Origin of the sequence: Paenalcaligenes sp. Me52 (genome assembly GCF_050487965.1) — a bacterium.
In the GTDB taxonomy this organism is placed as follows: domain Bacteria; phylum Pseudomonadota; class Gammaproteobacteria; order Burkholderiales; family Burkholderiaceae_B; genus Paenalcaligenes.
In genome coordinates this window covers 112,952-129,630 of the sequence record NZ_JBKQFO010000002.1, presented here as the reverse complement: position 1 = coordinate 129,630, position 16,679 = coordinate 112,952, and the positions used below count along the sequence as shown (strand labels likewise).

12 protein-coding genes are annotated in these 16,679 nt (G+C 50.7%); 8 read left to right on the top strand and 4 right to left on the bottom strand.

What is annotated here, in order from left to right; translation table 11 throughout:
• Positions 1–36 precede the first annotated feature (36 nt).
• Genes ACLO87_RS11785 through ACLO87_RS11770 form a run of 4 tightly spaced genes read left to right on the top strand, consistent with a single transcriptional unit; the run spans position 37 to position 9,041 of the window.
• A complete protein-coding gene (locus ACLO87_RS11785) occupies positions 37–1,287 on the top strand; it encodes an efflux RND transporter periplasmic adaptor subunit (protein ID WP_430223808.1) in 1,251 nt (416 codons plus the stop codon).
• The gene (locus ACLO87_RS11780; RefSeq protein ID WP_430223807.1) at positions 1,284–4,418 is read left to right on the top strand and encodes a multidrug efflux RND transporter permease subunit; all 3,135 of its coding nucleotides are present in this window, start codon (positions 1,284–1,286) and stop codon (positions 4,416–4,418) included. The genes ACLO87_RS11785 and ACLO87_RS11780 overlap by 4 nt, the downstream gene beginning before the upstream one ends.
• Positions 4,415–7,516, top strand: coding sequence for an efflux RND transporter permease subunit (locus tag ACLO87_RS11775; RefSeq protein ID WP_430223806.1), 3,102 nt, complete (start codon positions 4,415–4,417; stop codon positions 7,514–7,516). The genes ACLO87_RS11780 and ACLO87_RS11775 overlap by 4 nt, the downstream gene beginning before the upstream one ends.
• A gap of 16 nt (positions 7,517–7,532) precedes the next feature.
• On the top strand, positions 7,533–9,041 hold the full coding sequence (locus ACLO87_RS11770; RefSeq protein WP_430223805.1) for an efflux transporter outer membrane subunit: 1,509 nt from the start codon (positions 7,533–7,535) through the stop codon (positions 9,039–9,041).
• Here the strand turns inward: ACLO87_RS11770 and ACLO87_RS11765 are convergent.
• Genes ACLO87_RS11765 through ACLO87_RS11755 form a run of 3 tightly spaced genes read right to left on the bottom strand, consistent with a single transcriptional unit; the run spans position 9,038 to position 11,650 of the window.
• Positions 9,038–9,763 (bottom strand): spermine/spermidine synthase domain-containing protein, encoded by a 726-nt coding sequence (locus ACLO87_RS11765; protein WP_430223804.1) that lies wholly within the window; start codon positions 9,761–9,763, stop codon positions 9,038–9,040. The genes ACLO87_RS11770 and ACLO87_RS11765 overlap by 4 nt on opposite strands.
• On the bottom strand, positions 9,760–10,791 hold the full coding sequence (locus ACLO87_RS11760; protein WP_430223803.1) for a Nudix family hydrolase: 1,032 nt from the start codon (positions 10,789–10,791) through the stop codon (positions 9,760–9,762). Before ACLO87_RS11760 ends, ACLO87_RS11765 begins: the two co-directional genes overlap by 4 nt.
• On the bottom strand, positions 10,784–11,650 hold the full coding sequence (locus ACLO87_RS11755) for an ATP-binding protein (RefSeq protein WP_430223802.1): 867 nt from the start codon (positions 11,648–11,650) through the stop codon (positions 10,784–10,786). The genes ACLO87_RS11760 and ACLO87_RS11755 overlap by 8 nt, the downstream gene beginning before the upstream one ends.
• Positions 11,651–11,914: 264 nt before the next feature.
• On the opposite strand from ACLO87_RS11755, the gene ispB reads away from it, so the two are divergent.
• The 4 genes from ispB to ACLO87_RS11735 all read left to right on the top strand — a co-directional run bounded on the left by ispB (position 11,915) and on the right by ACLO87_RS11735 (position 15,330).
• Positions 11,915–12,880: an octaprenyl diphosphate synthase gene (gene ispB, locus ACLO87_RS11750; protein ID WP_135864634.1), complete on the top strand. Its 966-nt coding sequence runs from the start codon at positions 11,915–11,917 to the stop codon at positions 12,878–12,880.
• A 3-nt stretch (positions 12,881–12,883) separates the two neighbouring features.
• Positions 12,884–13,396: a molybdopterin-guanine dinucleotide biosynthesis protein B gene (gene mobB / locus ACLO87_RS11745; protein WP_430223801.1), complete on the top strand. Its 513-nt coding sequence runs from the start codon at positions 12,884–12,886 to the stop codon at positions 13,394–13,396.
• Between the two features lie 71 nt (positions 13,397–13,467).
• Complete coding sequence (gene gltS, locus ACLO87_RS11740) at positions 13,468–14,694, top strand: sodium/glutamate symporter (protein ID WP_430223800.1); 1,227 nt, start codon at positions 13,468–13,470, stop codon at positions 14,692–14,694.
• 54 nt (positions 14,695–14,748) lie between these two features.
• Complete coding sequence (locus ACLO87_RS11735) at positions 14,749–15,330, top strand: DNA-3-methyladenine glycosylase I (RefSeq protein WP_430223799.1); 582 nt, start codon at positions 14,749–14,751, stop codon at positions 15,328–15,330.
• 492 nt (positions 15,331–15,822) lie between these two features.
• Here the strand turns inward: ACLO87_RS11735 and ACLO87_RS11730 are convergent, their stop codons facing one another.
• Positions 15,823–16,617, bottom strand: coding sequence for an exodeoxyribonuclease III (locus tag ACLO87_RS11730; protein ID WP_430223798.1), 795 nt, complete (start codon positions 16,615–16,617; stop codon positions 15,823–15,825).
• Positions 16,618–16,679 lie beyond the last annotated feature (62 nt).

Genomic DNA, 16,679 nt, shown 5'->3' with positions numbered 1-16,679 from the left:
TAAATAAAAATAGCTTTGCTTGTTGGAGAGCAGTGAATGACCAATTCTGCATCCCGCTCAAAATCCCGTGCACGGGTGATATGGTGGTGCTTGCTGATTCTGATTGTGATAGGGGCCGCTTATTGGTGGCAGTCTAGTCGAACAGCAGGCGGGCAGAATGCCCCTAAAGGCCGTCCAGGCATGATGGGCATGATGGGAGCAAAAGTACCGGTACGTGCTGCACAAGCCCATTTTGGGCAGCTTCCGGTGTTAGTTCCAGCTATAGGCACAGTACAAGCCTTTAACGTGGTGACGGTACGTAGCCGTGTAGAGGGCGAACTGATAGACATCGCCTTTGAGGATGGTCAGTGGATCAAAGAAGGTGAGCTACTGGCACAAATAGACCCGCGTGCCTATCAAATACGTTTGGATCAAGCCAAGGCACAACTGGTGCAAAATGAAGCCCAATTGCGTTTAGCGAGATTGGATTTGGAGCGCTATAAGCGTTTATCCAAACAAGACTCTATTTCATTACAGCAACTGCAGAATCAAGAAGCCTCTGTACAGCAATTACAAGGCGCTGTACAAGCCGCAAAAGCTGGGGTGGATGAAGCTCAATTGCAATTGGATTACACCCGTATTACCGCGCCGTTAAGTGGTCGTTTAGGTTTGCGCACAGTAGATGAAGGTAACTTGGTGTCGGCAGGTAGCACCGAGGGTTTGGTAGTGATTACCCAAACCCAACCCATTGCTACACATTTTTCATTGCCGCAACAGGAATTACAGCGAGTCCAAGAAGCTGTGCACGAGCATGAGCTACTCGCCAATACAGTGTTAGACAGCGGAGAGAAAGTGGCTACTACCACCCGCGCGTCGTATCCCAGCATGGTGTCGGTCACGGTCAGTAACCGTAATGGCGAATTGCTAGCTACCGGTGAGTTGATGGCTATTGATAACCAGATAGATGTAAATACCGGCACGGTGCGTATCAAAGCCAGATTTGATAACGAAGACCACAAACTTTTCCCCAATCAGTTCGTGAACGTGAATGTCTTGCTAGGCCAGCAAGAAGGCGTGATTGTTCCTGCACGAGCCATACAAAGCGGTTCTATTGGCGACTACGTGTACGTCATTAATGCTGAGAACAAAGTGAATGTTCGAGCAGTGCAAACCGGCGTTAGTGACGACGTGGATTCTGTCATTCTTAATGGTTTGGAAATAGGTGAGCAAGTGGTCACTGAAGGGATGGATCGTTTGCGTGAAGGCTCTGAAGTGGAATTGATTGCGCCAGAGGGCAAGACACAGTGAACTTCTCACGCCAGTTCATCTTAAGGCCTGTGGCCACCACCTTGGCTATGTTGGCCTTGCTGGGGGCTGGGTTGTTGGGTTACCGGTGGTTGCCGGTGGCGGCACTGCCTCAGGTAGATTACCCCACCATTCAGGTAGTGACCTTATACCCTGGTGCTAGCCCCGATGTGATGACGGCGTTGGTGACATCACCACTGGAGCGGCAGTTCGGACAAATGTCGGGCTTGGCGCAAATGACCTCATCCAGCTCGGGCGGTGCATCGCGTATTACCTTACAGTTTGATTTGGGTTTGTCGTTGGATGTGGCCGAGCAAGAGGTGCAGGCGGCTATTAATGCAGCCTCTACTACCTTGCCGTCTGACCTGCCTTCGCCGCCTATTTATAACAAGGTGAACCCGGCAGATACGCCAGTGATCAGTTTGGCTATTATGTCGCCCACGCTGCCGTTAACAGAGGTGCGTGACCTGATTGATCTGCGTGTGGCGCAAAAACTATCGCAAATTACGGGCGTGGGGTTGGTGAGTATTGCGGGTGGTCAACGTCCGGCAGTGCGCATACAAGTCAATCCCGAAGCGTTGGCAGCACAACAGTTAACGCTAAGTAACGTGCGCCAGACGGTGGTAGCGGCTAACGTGAATCAGCCTAAAGGTACGTTAAATGGGCCGGTGCGTTCCACCTCCATTAGCGCTAACGAACAACTGCAATCCGTCGCTGATTACGAAAACCTCATTCTTCGCTATGAAAATGGCTCTGCCCTACGCTTGGGGGATGTGGCTACCGTTGTGCATGCTGCGGAAGATGCGCGCCAATCTGCATGGTTTGGTAGTACACCCGCTATTTTGCTAAATGTGCAGCGTCAGCCGGGCGCAAACGTCATTGAGGTAGTAGACAAAATTACCGAGCTGCTTCCTTCCTTGCAGCAGGCAATGCCTGCCGGGGTAGATGTGGTGGTGGCGGCTGATCGTACACGCACCATTCGTGATTCTGTGTCGCACGTACAGCAAGAAATGCTGCTGGCGATTGTGCTGGTGGTGTTGGTGACCTTTGTGTTCCTGCGCACATGGACTGCTACCTTTATTCCCGGTGTGGTAGTGCCACTATCGTTAGCCGGTACGTTTGGCATCATGTTCTTGATGGGCTTCAGTGTGAATAACCTGACCCTGATGGCGCTAACCATTGCCACAGGTTTTGTGGTGGACGATGCCATCGTTATGATCGAAAACATCGCCCGCTACATAGAGCAGGGTGAAAAACCGTTAGCGGCTGCATTAAAGGGTGCTAAGCAGATTGGTTTCACGTTGTTGTCGCTGACGTTCTCGTTGATTGCAGTGCTGATTCCATTACTGTTCATGAGTGATGTGATCGGACGTCTGTTCAGAGAGTTTGCACTTACCTTAGCGGTTGCGATTTTATTGTCACTAGTAATTTCGCTGACGCTGACCCCCATGATGTGTGCTCGCTTATTGCGTGGGCATAGTGATGAGCCTGCAAACCAGTCGGATGCAGAGAAACCTCAGCGTTTTTATCAGCGTATCGTAGCGTGGTTGGGTCATAAAACAGATGTGATGATTCAGCGCTATGACGATGGCTTGAAATGGGTGTTGCGTCACCAAGTGCTCACATTATGGGTGGCCGTGGGCACGATGGTTTTAACTGCCTTACTGTATATGGTGGTGCCTAAAGGCTTCTTCCCAGCACAAGATACAGGCATGTTGCAGGCGATTACAGAAGGGCCGCAGCGCGCTTCATTCCAAGCGATGTCTAGCCTGCAAACACAGGCAGCCGAAGAAATTTTGCGCCACCCTGACGTGGAAAGTGTGACCACGTTCATTGGGGTGGATGGTAACAACGCGACATTGAACACCGGACGCATGCAGATTAGTTTGCTGCCACAAAGTGAGCGCTCGCAAGATGCCGTCACCATAGGCAAACAACTGGAGGAAGCGGTTGCTCAACTCCCTGGTTTGCAGGTGTACATACAAACCGTTCAGGAATTGACGGTAGATGACCAAGTCGCCCGTAATCCGTATCAGATGGCCTTATCTGACCCTGATAAACGGGTATTGGAAACATGGTTGCCATTGTGGGAGGATGCGCTGGCAGCGTTACCATCTATTGCGTCGGTAGCCACCGATCAGCAGCCAGGTGGCCAGCAATTAGTGCTGGACGTAGATCGCGACACAGCCGCCCGATTGGGGGTGACGAAATCCACGTTAGACGATGTGCTGTACGACGCGTTTGGGCAGCGGCAGATTTCTACCATTTATACCCAGTCTGCTCAGTATAGAGTTGTGCTGGAAGTGGCCGAAGGCTACAGAGAGTATCCTGAAAACGTCGCCAATTTGCATATCCCTACCAGCAGTGGCACGACAGTACCGCTAAGCACCGTAGCCAGTTGGCGTATTGCGCCTATGATGCTGAGCATAGAAAGGCTGGATCAGTTTCCTTCCGCTAACGTGTCATTCAGTTTGGCTGCTGGTGCATCGCTGTCTGAGGCTGTAGCCGAGATTCAAGCGACTCGTGTAGACATAGGCTTGCCTGACTCCGTAGAACTGCGTTTCTTAGGGGCTGCCAGAGCCTTTGAAGCATCCTTGTCCAGTACCTTGTGGTTGATGCTAGCTGCCGTAGTCACCATGTACATCGTGCTAGGTATTCTGTACGAAAGCTATATACACCCCATCACCATCTTGTCCACCTTGCCGTCTGCCACGATTGGCGCATTGGCGGCCTTGTTATTGGCAGGGCGTGATCTGGACATGATTGGGGTGATAGGCATTATCTTGCTGATCGGTATCGTGAAGAAAAACGCCATCATGATGATCGACTTTGCCTTAGTCGCACAGCGCGAAGAGGGCTTGTCGGCACAAGAGGCTATTCACCAAGCGGCATTGCTGCGTTTTCGTCCTATCTTGATGACCACTTTAGCGGCATTGTTTGGGGCGTTGCCCCTGATGTTTGCATCCGGTTCGGGGGCTGAGTTGCGTCAACCTTTAGGGTTGGTGATGGTGGGTGGGTTGCTGTGTAGTCAGGTGCTTACGCTGTTCACCACGCCCGTGATTTATCTATTCTTCGATAGACTATCCACACGTTGGAAAGCGGCGCGCGCTACAGGGAGCGAGGTTAGCGCATGAGGTGGCTAACCCTCTTTATTATGCGTCCCGTGGCTACAACCTTGGTGTGTTTGGCCATGGTGGGGGCTGGGGGGTTATCGCTGTTTATGCTGCCCGTTGCCCCGCTGCCCGAGATGGATTTCCCCATGATCATGGTAGAAGCACGGTTGTCTGGTGCTAGCCCCGAAACCATGTCGTCCAGTGTAGCAATGCCATTAGAGCAATCCTTAGGCTCGATTGCTGGGTTGATGGAAATGACATCACGCAGCTCAGAAGGCTCTACACGCATCACGTTGATGTTTGACCTAGACCAAGACATCAACAATGCGGCACGCGAAGTACAGGCGGCCATTAACCAAGCACGCCCCATGTTGCCGTCGGGCATGCGTGATCCGCCGTCGTATTTCAAAGTTAACCCGTCTTCCATGCCCGTAATGGTGCTGGCAATGACATCGCCTATTGCGACGCCAGCAGAACTCTATGACTTGGGCACCACTATCGTTGCGCAAAAATTGGCACAGGTAAAAGGTGTGGGCGAAGTGTCTGTAGGTGGTGCATCGCTACCTGCAGTACGTATTAGTTTGAACCCACGCTTGCTGAGCAGCATGGGGGTGTCGCTGGATGAAGTACGTAGTGCCCTATCGCGTGAAAATGCTATAGGCCCTAATGGGTATTTAGAAAATAATGAGCACCAGTGGTACGTGAATTCAGGGGCGCAGATGAATCGCGCTAATCAGTTCCGTCCATTAATCGTGGCGTGGCGTAACGGTAATCCCATACGCCTGAGCGATGTTGCGTTGGTGGAAGACAGCACGGAAACCTTATATAACGCGGGTTTTTCTAACGAGAAACCTGCGGTGCTGTTGATAGTACGTAGGCAAGCAGACGCCAATATTATTGAGACCGTTGATGCAATTCGTGAACGGTTACCTGATTTTGAAGCCATGATGCCGGCTGATGTGCACATTTCAGTCGCGCAAGATCGTACGCCTAGTATTAGGGCATCGCTAGATGAGGCACGTAAAACACTGATTATCGCCATGATTTTGGTGGTGTTGGTGGTGCTGGCATTTTTACGGGATTGGCGTGCTGCGTTAATTCCCGCTATTGCGGTACCAGCGTCGTTGATGAGTGCATTTTCGCTGGTGTATTTGTTTGGCTTTTCGCTCAACACCATTTCGTTGATGGCATTAATTATTGCCACTGGCTTTGTGGTGGACGACGCCATCGTGGTGTTAGAAAGCGTGATGCGTCACGTAGAAAATGGGGTTAAACCGTTTAGGGCGGCCATACGTGGGGTGCGCGAAGTGGGTTTTACCGTATTGGCCATGAGTATTTCGCTGGTAGCGGTGTTTATTCCACTATGGCTGGTGGGTGGATTAGTTGGGCAGTTATTCAAAGAGTTTGCTGTTACCTTGTCAGTGGCTATCTTTTTCTCGTTACTGATCTCGCTGATGCTGACGCCTATGATGGCGGCGAGACTACTGCCTGAAACACCTAAAGCTAAACCCATGCTCCAAGGTGTGAGCCGACTGTTGGGGCATATAGGCCATGTGTTTGCTGTGGCCTATCAACGTAGTTTGGCATGGGCATTACGGCATAAGCGCCTAACGCTATTGTCATTGTTTTTGGCCATTGTGATGAATGGCTACTTGTTTGCGGTGATTCCCAAAGGTTTGTTCCCACAACAAGATACCGGTCAGTTAATGGGCTTTTTCAGGGTAGACAAGGGCACTTCATTTCAAGGTATGTTGCCTAAGCTGAACAAGTTTAGAACGATTTTAATGAATGACCCTGCGGTACAAAGTGTGGCGGTATTTGCGGGTGGCCAAGGGTCCAGCACCAACTCTACGATTCTGATAGAGCTTAAGCCATTGGATGAACGTGATGCCAATGCCAATACAGTCGTTGCGCGGTTGCGTGAACAGTTGCAATCCGAGCCCGGTGCTCGTATGTTTTTGACGCCGCAGCAAGATATTTTTGTGGGCGGAGCAGGGCGTGCAGGTGCCTACCAATACAGTTTGTTAGGCAGTGATTTGGCGTTGCTGAAAGAGTGGATGCCTAAGGTAAGGCGAGCCATGGCAGCATTGCCTGAACTTACTGATGTGGAAGCCGACTCCGAAGAACCAGGCTGGCGCGTTGAAATGCAAATTGACCGTGAAAAGGCGACGAGCTTAGGCGTAGACATGGCCTTAATTGCGGCAACCTTGAATAACTCGTTTAGCCAACGGCAAGTGTCGGTGGTGTATGGGCGCTTGAATCAGTACAACATTGTTCTGGGCGTAGAAGAGCGTTTTGCACAAGATGTGGAGTCTCTTAAACAAGTTGAAGTAATCAGCAAAGACGGTAGCCGTGTACCACTTTCTGCTTTCACTGATTTTGTGCCGGGTTCAGCACCGTTGAGTGTGAATCACGAGGGCTTATTTGTTTCTGAGAGTATTTCTTTTGCCTTGTCCGAAGGCGTGTCGCTAGAACAAGGGGTGAATGCGATAGAGAAATCGTTGGCAGAAATCAGTTTACCCACCAACCAAATTCAAACCGGTTTTGGCGGTACAGCTAAGCTGATGCAAGACTCACTGGCGCAGCAACCTTGGCTGATTTTGGCCGCGCTAGCCACCATGTACATCGTGTTGGGTATGCTGTATGAAAGCTATATTCATCCCATTACTATTCTTTCTACCTTGCCATCAGCAGGGATTGGGGCCTTGCTGGCCTTGATGGTGATGAAAGAAGACTTCTCGGTGATCGCCCTAATTGGGGTGTTTTTGCTGATTGGTATTGTGAAGAAAAATGCCATCATGATGGTGGACTACGCACTGATTGCCGAGCGTCGTGATGGTCTGCCGCCCGAGGAAGCAATTTATCAGGCTTGCTTGGTACGCTTTAGGCCCATCATGATGACCACTATTTCTGCTATTTTGGGTGCAGTACCACTGATCGTTGCTACTGGCGCTGGCGTGGAAATGCGTCAGCCGCTGGGTTTGACCATCGTGGGTGGGCTGTTATTAAGCCAAGTGCTAACCCTCTATACTACGCCGGTGGTGTACTTGTATTTGGATCGTTTCCGTCAACGTTATCTTGCGAAGCGTCGTGAGCGCTTGTCTAACCATGCTGCCTAATTTTTCTCGTTTTCTCATGAGTTCTGCTGTCTCCTTGCTATGGAGCAAGCGTGCGGTGGGCGTGGCATGTAGTGCGTTGATTGCAGGGTGTGCCATAGGACCTGACTATCAGCGTCCAGAGTTGGATGTGGGTGTGAACTTCAAAAATGAGGCTACCCAAGCAGCACAGGCTAGCGATAATCCGGGATGGTTATTGGCGCAACCTGCAGATGCACAAATTGGTGTGGTGAAGTGGTGGGCTGCTTTTAACGACCCTTTGCTTTCAGAGTTGATGGAAAAGATGCTGGCGCATAACGCAAGCTTAGAGCAATCTGAGGCGCGTTATAGGCAGGCTTTGGCAGCACTAGGTAGTGCACGCGCCGAGTTCTACCCCACGTTAAATAGCTCTGGCAGTTACACGCGTAGTGGTTCGGGCTCAAGCACGCCTAGTGGTTCGGGCTCAAGCACGCCTAGTGCGAGCGACAGTTATTCCATGAGCCTCACTGCAGGGTGGGAACCGGATATCTGGGGTAAGGTACGTCGCTCTAATGAAGCAGCCGAGGCATCGCTACAAGCCAGTCAGGCAGATATTGCAGCGACGCAATTAAGCTTGGCTTCTACGTTGGCGCAAAGTTATTTCCAAGCCAAAAATGTGTGGGTGTCACAGCAGTTGTTAGACCAAACTATTGCGACGTATGAGCGGGTTTTGCAAATCACTCAAAACCGCTACGAAGCGGGTATGTCATCGCGTAGTGATGTGGCGTCGGCACAAGCACAATTAGAAAATGCACGTACTCAGCGCTTATCGTTGAATAGGCAGCAAGGGCAATTGCATAACGCCATGGCTGTGTTGTTGGGGGTAACGCCTGCCGCTATGCAAACCTTAACGTTGGAGGGTTGGCCAACCTTGCCTAGCATGCCTGCAGCAGTGCCAGTGCAGTTGCTAGAGCGTAGGCCTGATGTGGCGTCAGCTGAACGGCAAATGATGGCGGCGAATGCCAAAATTGGGGTGGCGCAAGCAGCTTGGTTGCCAGACTTAACCTTAAGTGCTCAAGGCGGCTACCGAGCCAGTGAGTGGTCTGATTGGTTTACTGCACCGGCGAGATTTTGGAGTCTAGGTCCTGCATTAGCTTTGCAAATTTTTGATGGTGGTGCGCGTTCTGCACGGGTAGACGATGCGCGTGCTGCTTACGATGCGCAAGCAGCGTCATACAGACAAACGATTCTGGATGCTATCAAAGAGGTAGAAGATGGCTTGGTGCAATGGCAAGGTTTATCGGCAGAAATGCAGACACAGCAACGTGCTCTGGATGCAGCCCGAGAATCCCTGACCTTAATGCGTAATCAGTATGCGGCGGGCATGGTAGATTTCTTGAGTTTGGCGCAAGTAGAAACCAGTACATTAAGCACTGAGCGCAGTACTATTTCTATGCAAGCCGATCATTACATCGCTGCGGTGCAGTTAATTGCCGCGTTGGGTGGAGGCTGGGATGCTACTAGCCTGAACCAGCCTCCGGTATTGCAGCAGTCACCGGTGCAAAACTAATCGCCTTGCATCCAGTCTACTAAGTCATCTACCCAGTCGCCTGCAGGCAGGCCCAAACGGGCTTCCAGTATGGCGGCTTTTTGGTAGAGCTGTTCAAACTCTATTTCCGGTGCGTTTTTGAATGCAATGGCAATCAAGTTGCCATCATGCGATTCGGGTAGCCATGCTACGGCGGCAAAGGTATCTTGCAGTTGCTGTATGTGGCGGCCATGAACAGAGGGGTTGCCCAAAATATTCACCGTGAGTATGCCGTCATCACGCAGGCAGCGCGCGCAGTTGGCGTAGAAGTCTTCACCTTCGCAGGCAGGCTCTTGCGCGTCAGCACTGTACAAGTCTACTTGCAGCACATCAATGCTGTGGTCAGGGGTTTCTTCTACGTAGCGGTAAGCGCAGCGTTGCAGCACAGTCAAGTTTGGGCCGTCTTCAGGCAGGTCGAACAGCAGTCTGCAGGTGTGTATAACCTCTGCATTGAGTTCTACTGCCGTTACGTGTGCGGATGAATAATGCTGATGACAAAAACGGGTCAAACTGGCTGCGCCTAACCCTAACTGCACAATATGTGTGGGGTTGTCTTGAAATAACGTCCACATCATCATTTGCTGGATATAGGTAAGCTCCAGCTGGTCGGGGTTCTTTACGCGCATAACGCCCTGCACCCAGGGGCTACCCAGGTGCAGGTAACGTAGACCATCACGTTCTGAAATGGTTACCTGATCAGTCATGCGTTGTGCCCGATGTGGCGTATCCCGGCAATGCCGTGCGCCCCATGCTCAGTGGCTTCTGCCAACGTTGCGTTGGATTGGCCACCTATAGCAAATACAGGTCTACCCGCTTGCCATGCCAACTCTTGGAAGCCTGCCCAGCCTAAGCCTTCTTCACCAGGGTGGGAGGGGGTAGGTAGCACATGGCCAACGACGATAAAGCTAGCATTGAGTTGTATGGCGGCTTCCAGATCAGCCTTGTTATGCGCTGAAACGCCTACCAGTGCTTTCTCAGGTAGCCCCAGTACAGGATCAGCATGAGCCGTATCGGCTTTAAGACCTGCTTGCGCTTGTGCTGCCCAGTGCTGAGCATCGTTGGCGCGCAGTTGTACGCCGTCGCCTTCAGACCACCAGTCTTTAGGGTGTACGCTATTGATCAAACAGCGGGCACCGTATTTCCAGCACAGTTCACGAGTCGCTAACCACGCTTGATGCAACAGGTCTCGCTCTTCTGCATCAGCAGCAGCGAGTTGTTCCCAAGCTGGTTCACGGAATTGCACCAGTTGAATGCCATCTTCCAGAGCGGTTTCCAAACGTTCTAGCCAAGCATCGGTGTGTGCAGCGTCGTCTATGTGACTGAGCAAATAGCGGTTAGGCAGGCTCAACCAGCGCATAGGTGGCTCAGCAGCAGGCAGTACAGGGTCTACAGATAATGGCCAGCCTGGTGTGAGCCACGCGAGTTCTTGGCCTTCCACGCCTTTTTCTTCGCCGTTCCACGCATCTACTTTATAAAAAGAGAGACGGACGATGTTTTTGGGATATTCATGTACGTACTCTATCCAAGGTGTGGAATGCGTTACATCAATATCCAGCTCTTCTTTGAGCTCACGGCGTAGTGCTTGTGACACGGTTTCGCCAGCTTCTACTTTGCCACCGGGCAGTTCCCAATAACCGGGCCACGGTTTGTCTTCGGGGCGTTTGCCAAACAGTACTTTACCGTCCTCACGCAAAATAAGGCCTACTGCTGCGTGAATACGAGGCTTAGACATAGCGCGCTGCCCAATCACGTGCGAATTGACGTGCAACACGACCGGAGCGTGAGCCACGGTGCAATGCCCATTGCAAGGCTTCAGTACGGGATTCTTCGATTTGCTCTGGTGTGCAGCCAGCTTGTTGTAGCCAGTGGTTCACGATATCCAGATATTTGTCTTGGCTAAACGGGTAGAACGACAGCCACAGACCAAAACGCTCAGAGAGGGAGATTTTTTCTTCTACTGCTTCACCGGGGTGGATCTCACCATCAGAGTGTGGCTTAGCTTGCAGATTCTCGCTCATGTACTCAGGAATCAGGTGACGGCGATTCGAGGTAGCGTAAATCAGTACGTTGTCACCGGGGGAGGCCACAGAGCCATCCAACACGGATTTCAATACTTTGTAGCCGGGTTCGCCATCTTCAAACGACAAGTCATCGCAGAAAATGATGAAACGTTCAGGACGTCCACTGATCAGATCAATGATGTCGCCCAAGTCGCCCATGTCGTCACGGTCTACTTCAATCAGGCGCAGACCTTTGTCGGCCAAGCTGCACAGCATGGCTTTTACAAGTGAGCTTTTACCGGTACCGCGCGCGCCGGTCATCAGCACGTTGTTGGCAGGTTTACCTGCTAGGAAATGCAGGGTGTTGCGCTCAAGTGCTTCTTTTTGACGCTCAATGTGGTGCAAGTTATCGGGTTGGATTGCCGCAATATTGTGTACAGAATCTAACCAGCCTCTAGAGCCTTGCTTGCGCCAGCGAAATGCATAGGCATTCCAGTCTGTTTCGGGGGGAGCTGGAGGCAGCCAGGCTTCAAGTTGAGCCAGGACGCGTTCAGCACGTTGGATCAGGTTGCTCAGGTCGGGCGTACTCAAAAGAAGTCTCCAAAAGTACGTAGTAAAAGATCTATTATCGCTAAAAAAATGAGTATGACTAAAAGGTGCTGTTCTTTCCCTACACACCCTGTGCTCAGGTAGCGATGGCGTGCTGTCGCGAGAGTTCAGAGTTGGTAAAAAACGGTTAGAAGTCAGAAAGATAGTAAGTAGACGCTGCGAAATATAGACAAACCCGTATAATTAGGTGTTTTGCGCAAGCTGTTGCGCGATGTGTATCAACTTTTTACCATTCGGAAATTTGTCTTGAGTCTCCCAGATCTGATGAGCCCTATAGCCGATGATATGCGCGAACTGGACGCAGTCATTCGCGGGCGTCTTAATTCGGAAGTTGTCCTTATTCGTACTATAGGGGAATACATCGTCGGTGCTGGTGGTAAGCGTATGCGTCCGGCAATGCTCTTGCTGGTAGCTAAAGCGTTGGGCTACGAAGGCAGGTTTCACCATGTGTTAGCTGCAGTGGTTGAGTTCATCCACACGGCTACGCTGTTGCACGATGATGTGGTTGATGAGTCCGATATGCGTCGTGGCCGTAGTACTGCCAACGCTGTATTCGGTAATGCTGCCAGTGTATTGGTAGGCGATTATTTATATTCGCGTTCGTTTGAAATGATGGTGGAATGCGGCTCTATGCGCGCCATGTCGGTGCTGTCTGGTGCCACCACGATTATTGCCGAAGGCGAAGTGCTGCAATTATTGAACGTGCACGATCCCGATGTGTCTAGGGAACGTTACCTGCAAGTTGTGCGCTACAAAACAGCGAAGCTGTTTGAAGCCGCTGCTCAAGTCGGTGCGATTTTGGCCGGTGCTAGCGATGAGCTAGAAGAAGCCGCTGCTGCCTATGGCCGCCATATTGGTACCGCATTCCAGTTAATTGATGACGTACTGGATTACAGCGGTGATGTGGCTGCATTGGGTAAAAACGTGGGCGATGATTTGCGCGAAGGTAAGCCTACGCTGCCATTGATTCGTGTGATGGAAGTGGGTACGGAAGAAGAGCAGCAACTGATCAAGCAAGCTATTGAAAATGGCGATGGTGATTTTGAAGCTGTAGCTCGTGCTATCCATAACACCGATGCTTTGGCTTACACACGTGATGCCGCTGATGCAGAAGTGCAGTTGGCGTTGAATGCGATCCAAGCATTCCCAGCCTCTGACTTTAAACAAACCTTAATTGATTTTTGCGCGTTCGCGGTCAAACGCGACCGTTAATCTATGACAGATCTGAGCCGGGTATTTGGCATTATCGGTCGCTCGGGTAGCGGTAAAACTACCCTAGTCGAAGCCATGCTACCTTGGTTCGTAGAGCGCAACATAGAGGTGGCTGTGATCAAACACAGCCATCATCAATTAAGTTTTGAACCTCCCCATAAAGATAGCGCCAGGTTTCGCACGGCTGGCGCCAGAGAGGTGATTGTCGCATCACCTTATCAGTACGCGCTGTTTCACTCGTTACATGGGCAAGACGAGCCAACGTTACAGCAACTCGTAGAACGTTTGGGAACAGTAGATCTGGTGTTGGTAGAGGGCTACAGGCAAGCCGATATCCCCCGTTTAGAAGTACACCGTCCGTCTAGGGGCATTGCCCCTGTCTATGCTGAGAATCAAGGTGTGGTCGCAGTGGCAACTGATGTGGCAGAGTTGACGCAGTGTCCGTTACCCTTGTTAGACTTAAATCAGCCTGAATATATAGCTGCATTTATTGCCCGCTCAGTAGGCCTGCTGTAGCACGCAGTAGCATAGTGCTACAGCCATCTATACATACAAAACAAGCACGATTTTGCTAGTAGGGAACACCTATGGACCTAACCGCTATTCAGTTGAATATTCCCCAAACCGTTGGCTTAGCTGCCGTATTCATGGTGGTGGGTGAACTCATCAAAAGCCGTGTGGCTGTATTAGGTAAGTACTTTATCCCCAGTCCTATTATTGGTGGTTTGCTGTTTTCTATCTTGATTTTGATAGGACATCAGACAGGGGCTTTTGAGATTACGCTATCTAAAAGCATACGCGAGTTCTTTATGGTGGTGTTCTTTACCACCATTGGGTTCTCGGCCAGTTTAGAACTACTGAAAAAAGGTGGTATAGCAGTACTGATTTTCCTAGCCGTAGTGGTCGTATTGGTAGTCTTGCAGAATATTGTAGGCGTAGGCTTAGCAGGAGCTATGGGTGCAGATCCATTATTAGGCCTAGCGGCAGGCTCTATTTCCATGACTGGTGGGCACGGCACATCTGGTGCGTTCGGCCCTATTTTGGAAGGTTTGGGTGTCACGGGAGCGTTGCCAGCGGCAATGGCAGCTTCTACATGGGGGCTAGTGTTCGGGTGTTTGATTGGCGGTCCGTTGGGGCGCCGATTGATGCAGCGCTACAAAATCAAAGGGCGTGCACACACAGAGGTGTCCGAGTTCGAAACGGATGACACCCAAGATGCCGCTCCCCAGAAAGGCAAAAAAGACAGCAAACAATACTTGATGGGCACCATCATGCATACCGTAGTGCTGTTGGCCATTGCTATGGGTATTGGGGTCACTATTACTGACTACCTTGCAAGCAAAGAAATAGTGTTGCCAGGTTATCTGGGTGGGATGTTAGTGGCAGCAGTGATGCGTAACATAATCGACTTGCGTAAGCTGCGTTGCCCAGAGCACGAAGTGGGGGTGATAGGTGAAGTGTCACTGGCCTTCTTCTTAACCATGGCGCTGATGGATATGAAGCTGTGGGAGTTGGTCGACGTTGCGGGCCCATTGTTGGTAATCTTGGTGGCGCAAACTATTTTGATGGCAGCGTTTGCCTATTATGTGACCTTCCGTGTGATGGGTCGCGACTACGATGCGGTAACCATTTCTGTAGGTCATTGTGGTTTCGGTATGGGTGCTACGCCTAATGCGGTGGCTAACATGCAAGCCTTCACCAGCAAAAACGGCCCATCCCCTAAAGCCTTCTTTGTGATTCCGTTAGTAGGTTCATTGTTTGTAGACTTTGTGAACGCTCTAGTGATTACGGGCTTCATCAAGATGTTTTCCTAAGCATAGACGCGTAGTAGGCCGTTAACAGCTAGCAGCATAATGTGGACTGACATAATGAGTACAACACAGACAATACGAGTACACACACGCTGCGGCTGGGCCGAAAGCGACGCGTTAATGGAGCAGTATCACGATGAGGAATGGGGCGTTCTCATGCGTGATTCCCGCGAATTGTGGGAATGCTTAATGTTAGAAGGCTTTCAAGCAGGTTTAGCGTGGATCACCGTACTGCGTAAGCGCGAAGCCTTTAGGCTGGCTTTTGATAATTTCGACCCAGCCAAAGTGGCGCGTTATACCGAAGCGGACATAGAGCGCTTAATGGCTAACCCCGGCATCATTCGTTCACGAGCCAAAATTGTAGCCACCATTAAAGGCGCACAAATCTACGAAGATATGAAAAGTAAGGGTGAAAGTTTCAGCGACTTTTGCTGGTCATTTACCGACGGTAAAACGCTGGTGAACGATGGCGTGACGAGGCTAGCAAGCAGCCCCTTATCTGAACAAATCTCTAAAGCGTTAAAAGCCAAAGGCTTTAAGTTCGTCGGGCCTACCATTACCTATGCATGGATGCAGGCCATAGGGATGGTGAATGATCATGACGTTAATTGCTTTAGACGCAGCCTTTGCATGCTGTAGCCTTTCGGCGGTGGTGGCAGTGCCATCACTCAGCTCAACGACTGTTTGTATTAGCTAGCACTGCGAAAAGTATTTTTTAATTTAACCACCAAATAAAAAAACACTTTCCTCCGTTTTCCCTTCATCGCTTGCTACGGTTTCAGTGTGGTAGCCGTTGAGATGAGTGCGTACTTTTGTGACAGATAAAAGGGGCGTGCTCACCCATTTCTGAAGATGTCGGCTTATTCTGTGGGCTGATCATTTCGGCACTTGCTGCTCTCATCAAAAAACTAAGCGGCATTTTCTGATGCTACAACTGACAGATAGACGTATCTAACACCTGCGTCCCAATTGGATCAAGTTGTGCAATAACCCAAAAGAAAGGGCTGTAAACCTACCCACACTCAGACCAACCAGAGGGACGGAGAGGAAACTTTTTTGATTTGGTGTACAAATCACAAAAAGTATTCCTGCAGTTCCTCAGCGCGTGCGATGAATACAGTCGTCTACGTTTTACAGCGTCCACTCATACTGAATGGTCAGCGGAGCATGATCACTAAAGCGCTCAGCTTTATAAACCTCAGCATGGCGTGCAGCAGCAGCGATGCCGGGCGTTGCGATTTGGTAATCGATCCTCCACCCAACGTTATTGGCCCATGCTTGGCCACGGTTGCTCCACCATGTGTAGCATTCGGCGGTGGTGTCAGGATGCAGGCTACGGTACACATCTACCCAGCCCATTTCGCTTAGCACCTTGGTCATCCAAGCGCGTTCTTCAGGCAAGAAGCCGGAGTTTTTTTGATTGCCTCTCCAGTTTTTCAGGTCAATCTCTTGGTGCGCAATGTTCCAGTCGCCACAGATAATGAACTCACGACCTGTTTCAGTGCGTTCCTTCATCAAGGCATTCATCCATGCCTCAAAAGTCTCTAGGAAGCGGTATTTGGCGTCTTGGCGAATATCCCCACTGGTACCAGAGGGCAGGTAGGCACTGACCAAGCTCATGTTGCTGAAATCAGCACGAATCACACGGCCTTCTGGGTCAAACTCATCACAGCCCATGCCCTCACATACTTTTTCTGCTGGGCTATTGAGGTAAAAACCCACACCACTGTAGCCTTTACGCTCAGCCAGGTTGAAGTGACCGGTGTAGCCTTCTGGGTGACGCATGGCGGCGGTTAGGTCTTGGTCTTGGATGCGAACCTCTTGCATCGCTACCATGTCGGGAGCATAGCTCTTTAACCAGGCAGGTAGCTCTTTTCTAAAGGCAGCACGAATGCCGTTCAGGTTCAAACTCGTAACTTTTAACAACGCTCAATTCTCCCTTGCGATCTGCATGTAGCCGCTATTTTATCTGCCCCATACTCTGCTGA

What these genes read in the sequence shown, in the direction of transcription:
- ACLO87_RS11785 (WP_430223808.1), top strand. Translation starts at nt 37, where the DNA reads ATGACCAATTCTGCATCCCGCTCAAAATCCCGTGCACGGGTGATATGG.
- ACLO87_RS11775 (WP_430223806.1), top strand. Translation starts at nt 4,415, where the DNA reads ATGAGGTGGCTAACCCTCTTTATTATGCGTCCCGTGGCTACAACCTTG.
- ACLO87_RS11770 (WP_430223805.1), top strand. Translation starts at nt 7,533, where the DNA reads ATGAGTTCTGCTGTCTCCTTGCTATGGAGCAAGCGTGCGGTGGGCGTG.
- ACLO87_RS11765 (WP_430223804.1), bottom strand. Translation starts at nt 9,763, where the DNA reads ATGACTGATCAGGTAACCATTTCAGAACGTGATGGTCTACGTTACCTG.
- ACLO87_RS11760 (WP_430223803.1), bottom strand. Translation starts at nt 10,791, where the DNA reads ATGTCTAAGCCTCGTATTCACGCAGCAGTAGGCCTTATTTTGCGTGAG.
- mobB (WP_430223801.1), top strand. Translation starts at nt 12,884, where the DNA reads ATGACAGATCTGAGCCGGGTATTTGGCATTATCGGTCGCTCGGGTAGC.
- gltS (WP_430223800.1), top strand. Translation starts at nt 13,468, where the DNA reads ATGGACCTAACCGCTATTCAGTTGAATATTCCCCAAACCGTTGGCTTA.
- ACLO87_RS11735 (WP_430223799.1), top strand. Translation starts at nt 14,749, where the DNA reads ATGAGTACAACACAGACAATACGAGTACACACACGCTGCGGCTGGGCC.